Here is a 15908-nt window from a genome sequence, read left to right on the forward strand (position 1 = left end):
CAAATAAAAAGGGCGCTCTTTGGCGCCCTTTTTTGTTACAAACAAACTCTATCTGTTGGATGCGACGATATTGACACCTTGGAAACCGAAATTCATGGCGAAATAATATTGCGCATCCTTACCTCTCAGAGTAACAGCATTACCAAGACGACTAAATTTGGAGGATTCCTAAATGGCACGTACAGCACTCGTAACCGGCGGTTCCCGCGGCATTGGCGCAGCAATTTCCAAGGCGCTAAAGGCCGAAGGATATAACGTTGCCGCCACCTATGCGGGGAATGACGAAGCCGCGGCGAATTTCACCGAAGAGACCGGTATAGCCACATACAAATGGAACGTCGCCGACTATGATGAATCGAAGGCAGGCATCGCGAAAGTTGAGGCCGAAGTTGGCCCGATCGACATCGTCGTCGCCAATGCCGGCATCACTCGCGATGCTCCGTTTCACAAGATGACACCGGAGCAGTGGCACCAGGTCATCGACACCAATCTGACCGGCGTGTTCAACACAGTTCATCCCGTCTGGTCCGGTATGCGCGAGCGTAAATTCGGCCGCGTGATCGTCATCAGCTCGATCAATGGTCAGAAGGGTCAGTTTGCTCAGGTGAACTATGCCGCGACCAAGGCAGGCGATCTGGGCATCGTCAAGTCGCTTGCACAAGAAGGTGCCCGTGCGGGTATCACTGCAAACGCCATTTGCCCGGGTTACATCGCTACTGAGATGGTAATGGCGGTGCCGGAAAAAGTGCGCGAGTCTATCATTGGACAGATCCCGGCAGGCCGCCTAGGTGAACCAGAAGAGATCGCGCGCTGCGTCGCGTTCCTGGCTTCAGACGATTCTCAGTTCATCAATGGCTCGACCATTTCGGCCAACGGTGCGCAATTCTTCGTTTGAACAGACAGTCATGCAATGAATACGGGCCGGTCCATCAGGACCGGCCCTTCCTTTATCCCGTAAGAACGCGCGCGCTGCGTTCAGCGGGAACCGAATAACCTGTTCAACAGGGATTTGATTGCCATGCCACGCGCCTCATGCGCGCGCTGAAAGGCGCGGCGGGTTGCTGGATTGGTCGTCATCTCAATCATTGGTGCGGCCCTTTCAGATCAGGTCTATTTGACTTTCTCTCAATATGAGCCCTATTTTCCTACCTGACAAACGAGCTTTCTCAATCCTTCAGTTAAGAATAACTTAATCGGAATGAATGAACGCCTGCCCCCTCTGACCGCTTTACGCGCCTTCGATGCGGCGGCACGCCACTTGTCCTTCGCAAAGGCGGCCGAAGAGCTACATGTCACGCCTGCCGCCCTATCTTTCCAAATCAAATCACTTGAAGAGCATCTTGGGCGACCGCTGTTTCGCCGCCTGAATCGGGCAGTCGAACTGACGGAGGCAGGCCGGACTCTTGCACCCGGCGCCGCGGAAGGGTTCGCAACATTGCAATCCGCCTGGCGCACTGTTCGGAAACAAGGCGACGATACCAGCCTGACAGTAACTGCGGGGCCAGCCCTGACGGCCAAGTGGCTGGCGCCGCGCCTTTACGACTTTGCCCGCGCGCACCCTGAGATTGACCTGAAGTTCTCAGCGACGCTGCGAAACATGGATCTCGAGCGTGATGACGTCGATGTTGCAATCCGGTTTGGCTATGGCCCAGATGAAGGGCTGTATGCGTTGCCCGTGCGCAAGGAATGGCTGACAGCCGTGATGACACCAGAATTGGCCGAGCAATACCCAACGCCCGAGAGTCTGCGCGAGGCGCCCCTGATCCATGACGACTCGATCAATTTCCTCAAACCACCTGCGGATTGGACGACATGGTTCCGTTCAGTAGGGGTGGATTTTGCTCCAACGCACGGAGCACGGTTTTCTCATGCCGATCACGCGATCGACGCTGCTGTAGCAGGTGTGGGCGTCGCCTTGGGGCGTCGCGCGATGATCATCAAAGATTTGACCGAAGGGCGTCTCGTCGCCCCGTTCAAAGTGGCTATCGAAACACGTGGTCGTTTTCGATTTCTGTGCCTGCCCGGATCAGAAAACCGACCACAGATCGCGGCGTTCCGGGACTGGTTTGTAGCCGAGATCGAAAAAACCGCGCACATCTCGGATGCGTTTAGGATAATTCCAGTCGAGGACGTCCTGTCCAAATGACCAGAAACCGTGCCACTTCCATCGGCTTCGTTGCTGTTCTCCTCTGGTCCCTTCTGGCCCTGTTGACGGTTGGATCCGCCCCGACGCCTCCATTGCTGCTAAATGCCATCTGTTTCACGCTGGGCGGCTCGCTGGGCCTGATCTGGACGTGGAAAGCAGGTGGTCTGAACCAACTCAGAACCATTCACTGGCGCGTTTATGTTTTTGGCACCATCGGCCTGTTCGGCTATCACGCGTTGTACTTTTCGGCGCTGCGCATGGCACCCGCCGCCGAAGCTGGGCTTATCGCATATCTCTGGCCGCTTTTGATTGTGCTGTTCTCAGGATTGTTGCCCGGCGAACACCTGCGCCCTGGTCATCTGATCGGCGCATGTCTGGGTTTTGCGGGGGCCGCCCTGATCATTACCGGTGGAGGTGGCTCTGGGTTTCAAGCCGGTCACTTACCGGGATATGCATTGGCCCTTCTTTGTGCGCTGACGTGGTCTGGATATTCCGTTTTGTCCCGGCGGTTGGGTGAAACCCCTACCAGCACGGTCGCTGTTTTCTGCACTCTGACAGCGATTGCATCATGGGCTTTGCATTTCGCGCTGGAAGACACGGTCTGGCCCGGAACACCCCTTGGCTGGGCATCGACCCTTGCGCTCGGACTGGGCCCCGTTGGCCTTGCATTCTACGTATGGGATATCGGAGTGAAACAGGGCGATATTCAGATGCTTGGCACGAGTTCATACGCTGCGCCCCTGTTGTCGACAGTGGTGCTTGTCATTGCCGGGATCGCCGCCCCAACCTGGGGCCTGGCGATCGCGGCGGTGTTGATCACATGCGGTGCCTTAATCGCGGCACGCGCCAGCCTGAAGTCTTAGGCCGACAGACGTTCGATCTCTTCTTTCAACTTCAGTTTTTGTTTCTTGAGTTGTGCTATGTGGAGATCGTCGATGCCTGGCGAGCGTTGGGCTTCTTCAACTTCATGGCCGAGAGTTTCGTGTTTCTTCTTCAGCTCCGTCAGATGTGCGCTCACGCTCATGGCGATCCTCCTTCGTTGGTGTGTATATTCCACCTAGGAAGTTGATCACATCGTTTCCACCCTGTCACGCCGCAGATGCACAGATTCTGTCATAAATCCGACAATTTCGGCTGGTCATTGCCTATTGAAACTAAAACCCTGGCAGTGCAGCCCCATTTCGCAACACTGCTGTCAGTTCGGGCGTATAGCTCTCGCCGTCTTGCTCATGCTGATCACCTGCATGCAAAATCAGCGGCGCATGCAAACGAAAAGCCGCCCGGCCGCCCTTGCGCGCCCGCAGGATCACTAACTCGGCGTTTCTCCCATTGCGCGCAGATAACGGGAGCACCTCAAGTGAGCCCAGCCGCCCGGAGCAAGCCGACAGCATGTCTGCAAGCCGATCAGCTTTTTGGATCATATGAAGATATCCGCGCGGCGCCATGCGTTTGGCCGCCACATCGATCCAGTCGGTCAGCGGCGTCTGCTCGCCCAGCGCGACACGGCGCCCGTCGTCCTCAGCGGGGCTATGCGCCCCGGCGCGATAATAAGGCGGGTTGGCAATAATGTGATCAAATTGTCGCTGCCTGAGATCGGACGGCATGGCACTCAGATCGGCCTCGACCACCTCAAGCTGCACACCATTCTCAATGGCGTTGCGACGCGCCAGCTCGGCGTACGACGTTTGAAGTTCAACGCCCGCAAGTTGCAATCCTTCAACGCGCGCAGCGAGGCAAAGAACCGCAGCTCCGGCACCGCAGCCAAGTTCCAGCACGGATTGGCCACCGGTCGCCGGGACCGAAGCAGCAAGCAGAACCGGATCGACCCCCGCTCGGTACCCCGAACGGGGTTGCCAAAGACGGACACGCCCCCCCAGAAAATCGTTGCAGGTCAGGTCACTGTCGGCAAACCGGCTCATCGGTCCAGTGGAATCTCGTTATCGCGCATCACTCGCTCCGCACGGGTCAGGTCTGCGGCGCGGACCATCAGGCGCCGGGGAAAGATTCCAATGCCACCTTCTAGGATGCTCATATTTACGTCCATCTGAAAGCAGTCTATATCCTCGCCCTCAAGAAGAGCAGATGCAAAGGCCAGGATAGTTGGATCGGTGCTGCGCAGAAGTTCTTTCATGGGGATGGATGTAAGGGCAAGGTAAGGCGAAAGTCGAGCCTTGTATCAGGAGTGTGATGAATATCAGCACGATCTCGAAACCGCATGAGCGACTGGCGGAAATTCTCACCGAGGAAATGGCGTCGGTTAACGAATTGATCCGCACCCGCATGGCGTCCGAACATGCGCCCCGTATCCCTGAGGTGACGGCCCATCTGGTCGAGGCGGGTGGCAAGCGTTTGCGGCCGATGCTGACACTGGCTGCGGCACGCCTGTTTGGCTATCAGGGTGATCATCACATTCGCCTGGCCGCTACGGTTGAATTCATCCATACCGCGACCCTGCTGCATGACGATGTGGTGGACGAAAGCGCGCAACGGCGCGGTCGTCCGACAGCAAATCTGCTTTGGGACAACAAATCCAGCGTTCTGGTGGGCGATTATCTGTTTTCACGCAGCTTTCAGTTGATGGTGGAAACAGGCTCGCTGCGGGTCTTGGATATCCTAGCCAATGCCTCGGCGACGATTGCTGAAGGCGAAGTACTTCAAATGACCGCAGCTACCGATCTGCAGACGGATGAAAGCGTGTACCTGCAGGTTGTACGCGGCAAGACAGCGGCATTGTTCTCGGCCGCGACCGAGGTTGGCGGCGTAATCGCCGGTGCGTCCGAGGCTCAGGTTCAGGCGTTGTTTGCATATGGCGACGCTTTGGGTATCGCTTTTCAGATCGCCGATGACTTGTTGGACTATCAAGGCGACAGCAAAGCAACCGGCAAGAATGTCGGCGACGACTTCCGCGAGCGCAAGCTGACCCTGCCGGTGATCAAGGCCGTGGCACAGGCTACGCCCGAAGAACATGCTTTCTGGCAGCGAACGATCGAGAAAGGTCGCCAGCAAGAAGGTGATCTGGATCACGCTCTGAGCCTGATGAACAAGTACAGCACGCTTGAAGCAACCCGCGTGGATGCGTTGGAGTGGGCCACTAAGGCAAAAGCGATGTTAGAGGTATTGCCGGATCACGAAATCCGCACCCTGCTGCGTGAACTGGCCGATTATGTGGTTTCGCGTCTCAGTTAAGCTGAGTCGCGCGGCACCACCATTCCGGATAGACGGCGCCAATCTCATAAGCAGCAAAGTGCGCCGCTTTCATCGTGGGATACAGCGCAAAACAGGTCGAGCCCGATCCGGACATTCGCGCCATCAAAACGTCTCGGGTCGCCTCCAACTCGTCCAGAACCCGCGCGATCTGAGGGGCGATCGTTTTGGCTGCAGCCTCAAGATCATTGCGTTGGCCGTTGAGCCAGCTGGCGCAGGTTTGTGGCGTCTCAAAAACGGGAATTTCTTCAGGCATAACCGGATTGTTGCGTGTTTTCAGCGCGTTGAACACTGCACCTGTGGACACCTCGACTCCCGGATTGACCAGCAACGCATACAGATCTGGCAGGTCAACGGGTGTGAGCCTGTCTCCAATTCCTTGCATCCGGGCGGCTTTGGCGAACACACACACGGGAACATCCGCTCCTATCGACAAGGGCAAAGAAGTTGGGATGTCCATCCCCTGATCCCTTAGGGCGCGCAAAGTTGCTGCCGCGTCGGACGAACCACCACCAATGCCGCCGCCATGGGGCAGCCCTTTGTCCAGATCAATTCTACCGGTCCAACCTGCGGCCTGCGCTGCCTGCCAGACCAGATTTCGGTGATCTGTCGGAACGCCGTCGGCAAACTCACCTTTCACATCGATGGCAAGATCCGGACCCGGAGTGAAAGCCAACCGGTCCCCGACATCCGTAAAGACGACCAAAGAGTCCAGCAAGTGATAGCCATCCGGGCGCTGTCCGGTCACATGCAGGGTCAGGTTGATCTTGGCGGGCGCAAATGCCTCAGCCTTCATTGGCGACCTTCAGGGGCTCGGCGCCTTCCTCAACCAGCACCGCGTCCAGTCCAACCTCGATCTTGCGGCGGATACGCTCCGGGTCGGCCTCGCCATCAGTGTCATCGGGGTCGATAAAGGACAGGGCCCGCTTCCACTGGAATTCAGCCTCGCGCGCACGGCCGACGGCCCAATAAACATCGCCCAAATGGTCATTCACGACAGGGTCGACCGGCATCAACTCTACAGCGCGCTCCATGTGGTCCACCGCTTCGTCATAGCGCCCCAGGCGGAACAGAACCCAGCCGAGACTGTCCACGATATACCCGCTGTCCGGGCGTGCCGCGACCGCGCGTTCGATCATTTCCAGCGCCTCGTCCAACTTTTCACGCCGTTCGACAAGGGAATAGCCAAGATAGTTCAGCACCTGAGGCTGATCCGGGTTTAGCTCCAGTGCGCGGCGAAAATCGGTCTCGGCCTTCTCCCAGTTCTTGAGACGTTCATGAGAGATGCCCCGTGCGTAATGCAGGAACCAGTTGTTGCCTGCATCTTCTTCAGTGAGTGAAATGGCAGTGTCATAGGCCGTGACGGCTGCGGCATAGTCCTCTTGCTGGCGCAGCAAATCAGCAAGCGCCACATGTACACCAGGAAGGCCAGGTTGCTGAATGGCAAGGTTTTGCAAGACCTCAACCGCGGCGTCGGTTTTACCCGAACGGCGAAGTACTTCGGCGCGCCCTAATTCAGCGGCGTGATGGTCAATGCTGTCCGGGGGGACCATACGATAGGCCTCGACCGCCAGATCAAACTGGTTCATCCCTTCCAGCAGTTCGGCGCTAAGCAGAATTGAGTCGATGTGATCGGCGCGAAGAAAATTGGCGATACGCGTGTATAACAGCACATAATCTGGTGCTGCCTCGGTGTTCAGGGCTGCACCGACCGAAAAATAGACTTCGGCCATACCGTCCTGCGCTGAACGGACATGAGTAAAGGATAAAACTTCACCAGCCTGCAGCCGGGCAACATAGTCTTCGATGAAGGGATCACTTCCGACAGCAAAAACCTCGTCCAGAAACTGCACCGCGTCTTCGTTGCGATCGAGTTGCGATAACACCTCGGTCCGTGCCAGAGCTGCCCGGCGTGAAAAGCGGGACACAGCGCCCTCATTCGCCGCAAACACAGCCTCGGCACCTTCGAAATCGCCAACCGATGCCAGCGCCATCGCCTTGTGGTACAACGCAAAGTCCCGCAAGCCTTCCTGCGTGGCGACGGAATCGAATTGCTCCATTGCACGGGACACTGCCCCCTGACCCATATGAGCCCATGCCACCATCAGGCCGTCAACCAGCGGCCCCACGCCCTGCGTTTCCGGATCGCGGGCCAAAAACTCATCCAGTTTGTTTTCGACGATCAGGTTTGCCGAACTGGTCATACGCGCCGCCTGACTCGGTAAGCCGCGTTCTTCGATCGCCTGCGCGATCGGCAAGGCTCCGGTGACATCGCCTAGGGCAAGACGCGCAAGCAGCACGCTTTCCTGCAACTTGTCATTTTCCGGATCGTATCTGAGGGCCTTGGCATAGTACCGGGCCGCGGCGCTGTAATCGCTTTCGTAGATGGCCTGACGCCCGGCCAAATATGCCCCCGCGCCAGTATCCGCAAATGCAGACACTGCTACGGTCGAGGTGAGAAACGCGGCCAATGCCGCCCGGCGAACCCGAGAAAACACCAAAATCCTGCCTTGTTGTCGTTGACTGCCTGTCAAGCTAGGGCCTTGGCATGCAAGTGGCAATGGCAGAGCCTTCACGACCCTGCCAGTGCCCCTGTTTTTGCTTACATGTTGGGATAGTTCGGCCCGTCACCGCCCTGCGGTGTGGTCCAGGTGATGTTCTGGCTGGGATCCTTGATGTCACACGTCTTGCAGTGAACACAGTTCTGGAAATTGATGACGAATCGCGGCTCGCCTTCATCCTCAACCATCTCGTAGACGCCAGCCGGGCAGTAGCGCTGCGCTGGTTCGTCGAACCTTGGCAGGTTGACCTTTACCGGAATTTCCGGATCGGTCAGCTTTAGATGACAGGGCTGGCTTTCCTCGTGGTTGGTCATCGCAAACGAGACGTTGGTCAGGCGGTCGAAGGACAGCGTGCCGTCTGGTTTGGGATAGTCGATCGGCTGGTGCTTGCTGGCCTCTTCGGTCGACTCGGCGTCGTTCTTGCCGTGGCCAAGGGTACCAAAGAACGAAAAGCCCAGCGTGTTGGTCCACATGTCCAGACCGCCCAGCGCCAGCGACGGGATCAGGCCCCATTTCGACCACATCGGCTTGACGTTGCGGACCTTTTTCAGATCGCTGCCGATGGCGCCTTCGCGGACATTGGTTTCGTAGGCGGACAGTTCGTCGCCCGAACGCTCGGCCTTGATGGCGTCAAACGCCGCTTCGGCCGCTGCTTTGCCCGACAGCATCGCGTTGTGGTTGCCCTTGATGCGCGGCACGTTGACCATGCCCGCCGAACAACCCAGCAGCGCCACGCCCGGTGCGACCAGTTTCGGCATCGACTGATAGCCGCCTTCGGTAATCGCACGTGCGCCGTAAGCCACGCGTTTACCACCTTTCAGCAACTCGGCCACCATCGGGTGGTGCTTGAAACGCTGGAACTCCATGTAGGGGTACAAGTGCGGGTTCTTGTAGTTCAGGTGAACCACGAACCCGACATAGACCTGATTGTTTTCGAGGTGATAGATGAACGATCCGCCACCCGCGTTACTGCCCAGCGGCCAGCCCATGGTGTGAGTGACGGTGCCTTCTTTGTGCTTGGCCGGGTCGATCTCCCAGATCTCTTTCATGCCGACGCCGTATTTCTGCACCTCTTTACCGGCAGACAGGTCGTATTTGGCGATGACTTCCTTGGACAGTGAACCGCGGACACCTTCCGACAGGAAGACATACTTGCCGTGCAGTTCCATCCCCGGTTCGGTTTGCGGACCGTAGGAGCCATCGGGTTCCAAGCCGAACACCCCGGCGACGACACCCTTGACCTCGCCGCTGTCGCCATAAACCAATTCGGAACAGGCCATGCCGGGGAAGATTTCGACGCCCAGCTCCTCGGCCTGCTCGGCCATCCAGCGGCAGACATTGCCCATCGAGACGATGTAATTGCCGTGGTTGTTCATCAGCGGCGGCATCGGGAAATTGGGAATGCGCAGCTTGCCCGCCTCACCCAACATATAGAAATTGTCCTCGTTCACCGGCACGTTGAGCGGTGCGCCTTTTTCCTTCCAGTCCGGGATCAGCGCGTCCAGACCACAAGGGTCCAGCACTGCGCCGGACAGGATATGTGCACCAACTTCTGAGCCCTTTTCCAGAACGACAACGTTCAGATCGGAATCCAGTTGTTTCAGACGGATGGCAGCCGACAGACCTGCAGGGCCTGCGCCTACGATCACCACGTCGTATTCCATCGCTTCGCGTTCAATCTCGGCCATCGCGGGCTCCTTGGCTATCTTTCAGAATTGGCGCTTTTCACGCGCGGTCGGCGCAATATTGTTTCACGGCTGATTACATGCTGAGCAAGACCTTGGTCAATCGAAACACGGCGTAAAACTGTCGCAATACGGCAGTTCACTAGTCCGGTCGGTCCCCCATCAGGTACCTGGGACCGCTACCATTGGATTTCGCCCGGTCATCTGGGTTGTAAAGCGCACATTTCGGCAGGCTGAGACACCCACATCCGATGCAGCCATCAAGGTTGTCACGCAACCGGGTTAAAGTATCGATTCGTTCATCCAGACGGGCGCGCAGGCGGACGCTGATCTCTTTCCAATCCTGCGGCGTCGGGGTGCGGTTTCCCGGCAGATCTTTCAGGACCTCGCGGATCTCTGGCAAAGTCAGACCGAATTGCTGAGCGATCATCACGAAACTCAGGCGCCGGATGTCGGCGCGCTGATACCGCCGCTGCCCCCCGGGGTTGCGCCAGGGAGCAATCAGACCTTGCGCTTCGTAATATCGGATCGCCGAGACAGCCAACCCGGTGCGACGGGCCAGCGCGCCAATTGGCAAACCATCTGATGCTGGCATTGCGAACTCTCCCAAAAAATATCTTGACCTAAAGTTAGGTTTAGAAATTACGGTGATTCGAGACAAGCCATAAATCGCGAAGGAGATCCCATGATGGCAACGCTTGAACATACCAATTTCACCGTGCGCGACCCCAAGGCCTCGGCAGCCTGGATGCAGGATGTTTTTGGATGGAAAACCCGCTGGGAAGGCCCTGCCATCGCCGGAGGTTACACTGTCCATGTGGGCAGCGCGCACACCTATCTGGCGCTTTACACCCCTGACGACCCCAAACCGGCCAGCGAAAGCAGCTATGACGTGGTCGGCGGGCTGAACCATGTTGGCGTTCTTGTTGAAGACATTGATGCGACCGAGTCGCGTGTTTTGGCAGCAGGGTTCAAACCGCACAACCACGCCGATTACGAACCCGGCAAAAGGTTTTACTTCCGTGACGACAACGGCATTGAATTCGAGGTGGTTCAGTATGATTGAAATGCTCTGGCACGCCACCCCGTCCAACCGTAGGTGTAGCGGCCCGCGAGACGGTCCGTTCAAACGCTGAAACCCGCGCTGCCTTAAACGGCGTAATGTCGCGAATTCACAGGTAAGTCGCGCCTGAGCCCTTGCAATTCACGCCTCATTTGGGTCAGGTATTTGCCAACCCATCAATTCGCCCCGACGCTTGTCCCATGCGGCGGGGCGCATCAATTTATGCGTGGACGACAAGAAAATGGAAAAGATTCCAATGACGCCTTCGGGCAATGCCGCGCTCGAGGCGGAACTGAAGAACCTGAAGTCCGTCGAACGCCCGGCGATTATCGAAGCAATCGCAACGGCCCGCGAGCTTGGCGACTTAAAAGAAAACGCCGAATACCACTCGGCCCGTGAAAAGCAGGGCTTTATCGAAGGCCGGATCAAAGAGCTGGAAGGCATCCTGTCCCTGGCCGATGTGATTGACCCGGCCAAATTGGCAGGTGCTGTCAAGTTTGGCGCAAAGGTCACCTTGGTCGACGAAGATACTGACGAAGAAAAGACCTGGCAGATCGTCGGCGAATACGAAGCCAATATCGAAAACGGCCTGCTGAACATCAAATCGCCCATCGCCCGCGCGCTGATCGGCAAGGACGAGGGTGACAGTGTCGAAGTACGCACGCCCGGAGGTGTGCGGTCTTATGAAATTCTGAGTGTCGAGTACGCCTGACCGGAGCGTTTATCATGTCGGAGCCAAAGCCAGATCAAGAAGCCGAGCGTCCGACGCCCTTGGGCATCTATGACCGCCCAGGGCACCCTGCGGTCACTGGCATCGAGATTGCGGCTGTCGTGCTCAGCGTGATCTGGCTGGTGGTGTCGGTCGTGTTTCTGGTATTGCCCGGTCAACAGCAAGGCGGAGGGTTCATCGTCACCTTGCTGGCGGTTTTCATGCCGGTAGCAATGATCTGGGTTGCGGCCATGGCCATGCGTGCCAGCCGGATCATGCGAGAAGAAAGCGCCCGACTGCAGACCGCCATCGACGCAATCCGCAACGCCTATGTTAATCAACAGCAACGCGCCACCAGTACCTATGAACCGGCAGTTGGCCGGAAGCTGGACGAAATCGCCGCAACAGTGAAAAAGACCGAAAGCGCGCAAGCCACGTTTTCGCACCACAGGGCTGAACCCCTTCGCGCCAATGCACCGGACCCCACAAAAGGCGATCAGACTTCGCTTGAACTTGGAACTCCCGCCGAAGAGATTGCACCGCCGCTGCCGACCGAGGTGTTTATCCGCGCCCTGAACTTCCCGGAAACGCAGGAAGATGCGGAAGGCTTCACAGCCTTGCGGCTGGCACTCAAAGATCGAAAGGCAGCGCAAATTGTGCAGGCTTCGCAAGATGTTCTGACCCTGCTCAGCCAGGAAGGCATCTATATGGACGACCTGCGCCCTGACATGGCCCGGCCCGAGGTCTGGCGCCAGTTCGCGCAGGGCGAGCGTGGACGTGCAGTTGCCGCATTGGGTGGTATCCGCGACCGCTCGTCACTTGCACTGACAGCGGCGCGGATGAAACAGGATCCGATCTTTCGCGATGCGGCCCATCATTTCCTTCGCCGTTTCGACCACATGATCGTGGATTTCGAACCCGAGGCCAGTGACGCCGACCTGACCGCTTTGGGAGAAACCCGCACCGCACGCGCCTTCATGCTGGTAGGGCGAGTTGCCGGTACCTTCGACTAATTACAAACCAAAGCTGCTGTAAGGAATGAAACGCACCGGGTCACCGGGCCTGATATGACGTTCACCATCTTCTATCTCGACCAGACCTTCGGCCCAGCTAAGGCCACTGATCCGACCAGACCCTTCTGACCGAAACACCTCGACCCGCCCGTCGCGCACACGCGCGCGCAAGTATTCGCGCCGACCTGGTTTCTTTCGCTTCTCAAATGCGGCAGGCAGTTCAAACCCTTGCGGATCCTGCCAGCCTACACCCGCCATCAAACCCAAAGCCGGGCGGGCAAAAATCAAGGTGCAGACCATCGCCGCAACCGGATTACCCGGCAATCCAAAAACCGGAACCCCTTGCCACATACCCAGCGCCAAGGGGCGTCCGGGTTTCAGCGCAATGCGCCACTGCTGCATCGCTCCAGCCTCGCGCAGAAGGGCTGAAACATGGTCCTCGTCCCCCGCTGAAGCGCCGCCACTGGTCAGGATCACATCTGCCAGCGCTCCGGCCTCATCCAATCGCGTGCCGAGCGCTTCGCGGTCATCTGCCACACGCCCCATGTCAACGGGTTGAAAACCCATCCTTTCGAGCAATGACAATAACATGGGTCGATTGGCGTCGAATATCTGGCCCAGCTCCGCGGCCTCGCCCGCCTCGATAAGTTCGTCACCTGTCGACAGAACTGCCACGCGAAGCGGGACCCGAACCGAAACTTCGGCAACACCCACCGCCGTCAACAAGGCCAGATCGGCCGGTGTCAGCTTGCGTCCGGCAAGCAATGCCGGGTCGCCTTTCGTTACATCTTCGCCGGCGAGCCGGGTGTTTGCACCCTGCTTCAAAGGCCCCCGAAATGCGATGTGGCCATCCTGAGCGGTCACGTCTTCCTCAAGAATGACTGTATCCACCCCACTCGGCAGGGCCGCACCGGTCAAAACCCGCAGCGCCTGCCCTGCGGGAACAATTCCATCAAAAGGCAGACCCGCTGCCGCGCGGCCTTGCGCCAATGGCATCACGTGTGCCCCCTCGGGCACAGCCCCTGCGAACCCGTAGCCGTCCACAGCCGTGTTAGGTTGTGGTGGGTTGGATCGTTGCGCCAGGACGCCTTCGGCCAGAACTCGGCCCAAAGCCTTAGCTATCGGCATCGTCTCGGCCCCGGTCACAGGCCGCAACCTGTCGCGCAACAGGGCCAGCGCGTCATCAACCGGCGTCCATTCCACCCCGGCGGGCAGTGCGAAACAGTCATTTCTAAGCGGAGGCGGTGCGATGTTCGGCTTATTCTGCGGCTGTTTCACTGTCGTGCCCCCCCTGCAATCCAACTTCACGCAAAATGAAGTCGGCAATGCCCACAGTATCGTTCAGGCCAAACACGGGCCGATCCAGTTCCAGCGGAGTATCGCTGGCCACAGCACGGATGCTATCATTGCCCGTCGCGATCAACGGATTACCCGGTTCGGATCGGTAGGCCTCGACCTTGGGATGAGGCTCCCGCTTGTACCCCTCGATCAACACCAGATCGACCGGCGACAAACGGGCGAGAAGCGCGCTCAGCTTCGGCTCCTCCGCCCCGCGCAATTCCTGCATCAACGCTACGCGATGGGCAGAGGCCAGCAGAACCTCGGACGCACCTGCTGTTCTGTGGCGATAACTGTCACGACCGGGCTGGTCCACATCGAAAGCGTGATGCGCATGCTTGATCGTCGAGACTTCAAAGCCGCGGCCGGTGATCTCTGCCACCAGACGTTCCATCAGGCCGGTCTTGCCCGCGTTTTTCCAGCCAGTGACGCCGTAGACTTTCATACCTGCTCCAGCATTTTTTGCGCCCGCGCCAAATCTTCGGGAGTATTGACGTTGAAGAAGGGATCGAACGGGTCAGCCGGAAACAAAGCCTCGCGCCCGCCGTGCTGATCGGTCCAAAGAACAACCTTGCGAAGCCCGTCCTGCAATGCCGCCCTCAGGTCGTTGCGCAATGCGACCGGCCAGAGCCCGAAAGTCGGGTGCCGGTTAACCCGCTTACTCCCGCCTGATTTCAGCGCCTCATCTCCGGTACGCGGAGTTGTCGCTAGAACCAGCGGCTGTGCCTGTCCTTCGGCAGCCTGAACCAGCCGATCGACCAAATCGCGCGGGAAGAACGGTGTATCAGCAGCGGCGGTCACGATGCTATCGGCCCCCTGCTCCGCTGCCCAGTCGAGTCCGGCCAGTACGCCGGCCAACGGTCCAACAAATCCCTCGATCGTATCTGGCAGAATGGGCAACCCCAGATCTTCAAACCGTGTCGGGTCACCGTTGGCGTTGAGAGCCACGCCGCGCACCTGCGGGTTCAGCCGGTCGATCACATGGTTCAGCAGAGGCCGCCCACCCAGATGCAACAGCCCCTTGTCGCCCCCGCCCATCCGCGTGGCCAGCCCGCCTGCGAGTATCACGCCCAAAGGGTATTTCATTTTTTTTTCCTTACCACTTCCGAAGACCAGAGCGCACATTTTCAACGTTCTAAGTGTTACTCAGCTCAATTGGAACGCGCTTGGGTAAAGGTGGTGGAGGACAAATAGCCACATAATTAAAGTCCCGACCGACAAGAAGGACGTCGCTGAAACGGTGTGGGCGGCAAGCTGCGGTTCTTGATTGTAGTGTTTTGCCAACAAAAAGATGTTCTTGGCGGTGGGAACAGCGGCCGAGACGGTGGCGGCAATTGTCCACAGCGGATCAAGCCCGATAAGGTGTGCGGCCAGCAGCACCAGCCCGGGTGCCACAATCAACTTGGTGAGCGTTAAAAACAGAATCAACGGGCCGGTCTGAACAATCGTCCGTACACTGGTGGTAAAACCAATGGCAAACAGCGCAACCGCCGCCAATGCCTGACTGAGAAGTTCGAGGTAATCCGAAACTGAGTCGGCAAACCCTATACCGGTGAATGAATAGGCAAGGCCAAGCAACGTTGCTGCAATGATCGGGTTTTTCAGTACGTTCAGGATTATCCTGAAAACCGATGTTTTTTCCTTTGCTGCGTGCCCTGCTGAGCTTTCAAGAATTGTGGTCAGGATCAAAAGCAAAATGGCGACCACCAGATTTGCCAATACGGCTGGCAACGCTCCGCTTGATCCAAAGATGGCGTGAAGGATGGGCAGGGCAACAAGTGCAGTGTTGGATGCAACAGCTGCAAACGCGGCGACAGTTGCCGACCCGATTGACAAGTTCAGGACACTTTTCAACCCCAGGAACAAAACAGCGAAGAGAATGACCAGCGTCCCGCCATAGGCAAGGTAGAAACCGTAATTGAGCAGATTCTCGAACTTTTCCTGACCGATCAGATAAAACATGATCGCAGGGATCAGGACATAGACCGCAAACTGAACCAAATAGTCAGACGTGTTTTTGTCCAATAGGTTTGTCCAGGCGAACACATAGCCTGTCAAAATGACCGCAAAAACAGGAGCTATGAGATTGATGAGTTCCATTCAGATTAGGGACCACCACCTGCGCATTCTGTAAAAACTAAGCACCACTTTAGGATAAATCCCGGAAATTTCATGGAAAAAATTTAAAC

Annotated in this window: 18 protein-coding genes; 7 read left to right on the forward strand and 11 right to left on the reverse strand. The window is 57.7% G+C overall.

What is annotated here, in order from left to right; all coding sequences use genetic code 11:
- Positions 1-172: 172 nt before the first annotated feature.
- The 3 genes from phbB to yddG all read left to right on the forward strand — a co-directional run bounded on the left by phbB (position 173) and on the right by yddG (position 3009).
- The gene (phbB, locus tag AC2TDA_RS18875) at positions 173-895 is read left to right on the forward strand and encodes an acetoacetyl-CoA reductase (protein ID WP_480848829.1); all 723 of its coding nucleotides are present in this window, start codon (positions 173-175) and stop codon (positions 893-895) included.
- A gap of 303 nt (positions 896-1198) precedes the next feature.
- Entirely contained in the window at positions 1199-2146 is a 948-nt protein-coding gene (locus tag AC2TDA_RS18880) for a transcriptional regulator GcvA (RefSeq protein WP_480880288.1), read from the forward strand.
- Positions 2143-3009 (forward strand): aromatic amino acid exporter YddG, encoded by an 867-nt coding sequence (gene yddG, locus AC2TDA_RS18885; RefSeq protein ID WP_480880289.1) that lies wholly within the window; start codon positions 2143-2145, stop codon positions 3007-3009. The genes AC2TDA_RS18880 and yddG overlap by 4 nt, the downstream gene beginning before the upstream one ends.
- On the opposite strand, the gene AC2TDA_RS18890 is transcribed toward yddG, so the two are convergent.
- From AC2TDA_RS18890 to AC2TDA_RS18900, 3 genes are all read right to left on the reverse strand, one after another.
- A complete protein-coding gene (locus tag AC2TDA_RS18890; protein WP_480848826.1) occupies positions 3006-3170 on the reverse strand; it encodes a YdcH family protein in 165 nt (54 codons plus the stop codon). The genes yddG and AC2TDA_RS18890 overlap by 4 nt on opposite strands.
- Before the next feature lie 130 nt (positions 3171-3300).
- Positions 3301-4065, reverse strand: coding sequence for a tRNA1(Val) (adenine(37)-N6)-methyltransferase (locus AC2TDA_RS18895; protein ID WP_480880291.1), 765 nt, complete (start codon positions 4063-4065; stop codon positions 3301-3303).
- Positions 4062-4277, reverse strand: coding sequence for a putative signal transducing protein (locus AC2TDA_RS18900; protein WP_480880292.1), 216 nt, complete (start codon positions 4275-4277; stop codon positions 4062-4064). The genes AC2TDA_RS18895 and AC2TDA_RS18900 overlap by 4 nt, the downstream gene beginning before the upstream one ends.
- A gap of 56 nt (positions 4278-4333) precedes the next feature.
- Here AC2TDA_RS18900 and AC2TDA_RS18905 point away from each other — a divergent pair, with 56 nt between their 5' ends.
- Positions 4334-5332: a polyprenyl synthetase family protein gene (locus AC2TDA_RS18905; protein WP_480848822.1), complete on the forward strand. Its 999-nt coding sequence runs from the start codon at positions 4334-4336 to the stop codon at positions 5330-5332.
- Here the strand turns inward: AC2TDA_RS18905 and AC2TDA_RS18910 are convergent.
- The 4 genes from AC2TDA_RS18910 to soxR form a co-directional block, all read right to left on the reverse strand.
- Entirely contained in the window at positions 5325-6146 is an 822-nt protein-coding gene (locus AC2TDA_RS18910) for a 4-(cytidine 5'-diphospho)-2-C-methyl-D-erythritol kinase (protein WP_480880294.1), read from the reverse strand. The two genes, AC2TDA_RS18905 and AC2TDA_RS18910, sit on opposite strands and share 8 nt — an antisense overlap.
- A complete protein-coding gene (locus AC2TDA_RS18915; protein ID WP_480880295.1) occupies positions 6136-7851 on the reverse strand; it encodes a tetratricopeptide repeat protein in 1716 nt (571 codons plus the stop codon). Before AC2TDA_RS18915 ends, AC2TDA_RS18910 begins: the two co-directional genes overlap by 11 nt.
- Positions 7852-7952: 101 nt before the next feature.
- Positions 7953-9599: an electron transfer flavoprotein-ubiquinone oxidoreductase gene (locus tag AC2TDA_RS18920; RefSeq protein WP_480880296.1), complete on the reverse strand. Its 1647-nt coding sequence runs from the start codon at positions 9597-9599 to the stop codon at positions 7953-7955.
- 139 nt (positions 9600-9738) lie between these two features.
- Positions 9739-10191, reverse strand: coding sequence for a redox-sensitive transcriptional activator SoxR (soxR, locus tag AC2TDA_RS18925; RefSeq protein WP_480880297.1), 453 nt, complete (start codon positions 10189-10191; stop codon positions 9739-9741).
- A 90-nt stretch (positions 10192-10281) separates the two neighbouring features.
- On the opposite strand from soxR, the gene AC2TDA_RS18930 reads away from it, so the two are divergent.
- The 3 genes from AC2TDA_RS18930 to AC2TDA_RS18940 all read left to right on the forward strand — a co-directional run bounded on the left by AC2TDA_RS18930 (position 10282) and on the right by AC2TDA_RS18940 (position 12381).
- Entirely contained in the window at positions 10282-10662 is a 381-nt protein-coding gene (locus AC2TDA_RS18930) for a VOC family protein (RefSeq protein WP_480848815.1), read from the forward strand.
- Positions 10663-10900: 238 nt separating this feature from the next.
- Positions 10901-11371 carry a transcription elongation factor GreA gene (gene greA, locus AC2TDA_RS18935; RefSeq protein ID WP_480848814.1) on the forward strand — a complete coding sequence of 157 codons (471 nt, stop codon included), beginning with the start codon at positions 10901-10903 and terminating at the stop codon, positions 11369-11371.
- A 14-nt stretch (positions 11372-11385) separates the two neighbouring features.
- On the forward strand, positions 11386-12381 hold the full coding sequence (locus AC2TDA_RS18940; RefSeq protein ID WP_480848813.1) for a hypothetical protein: 996 nt from the start codon (positions 11386-11388) through the stop codon (positions 12379-12381).
- Here AC2TDA_RS18940 and AC2TDA_RS18945 read toward each other — a convergent pair whose 3' ends face one another.
- Genes AC2TDA_RS18945 through AC2TDA_RS18960 form a run of 4 tightly spaced genes read right to left on the reverse strand, consistent with a single transcriptional unit; the run spans position 12382 to position 15819 of the window.
- Positions 12382-13659, reverse strand: coding sequence for a molybdopterin-binding protein (locus AC2TDA_RS18945; protein WP_480880298.1), 1278 nt, complete (start codon positions 13657-13659; stop codon positions 12382-12384).
- Positions 13640-14164: a molybdopterin-guanine dinucleotide biosynthesis protein B gene (mobB, locus tag AC2TDA_RS18950; protein WP_480848809.1), complete on the reverse strand. Its 525-nt coding sequence runs from the start codon at positions 14162-14164 to the stop codon at positions 13640-13642. The genes AC2TDA_RS18945 and mobB overlap by 20 nt, the downstream gene beginning before the upstream one ends.
- Positions 14161-14805 carry a molybdenum cofactor guanylyltransferase MobA gene (gene mobA, locus AC2TDA_RS18955; protein ID WP_480880299.1) on the reverse strand — a complete coding sequence of 215 codons (645 nt, stop codon included), beginning with the start codon at positions 14803-14805 and terminating at the stop codon, positions 14161-14163. Before mobA ends, mobB begins: the two co-directional genes overlap by 4 nt.
- 60 nt (positions 14806-14865) lie before the next feature.
- Positions 14866-15819 (reverse strand): AEC family transporter, encoded by a 954-nt coding sequence (locus AC2TDA_RS18960; RefSeq protein WP_480848806.1) that lies wholly within the window; start codon positions 15817-15819, stop codon positions 14866-14868.
- Positions 15820-15908 lie beyond the last annotated feature (89 nt).

Source organism: Ruegeria sp. HKCCD6426 (assembly GCF_057221115.1).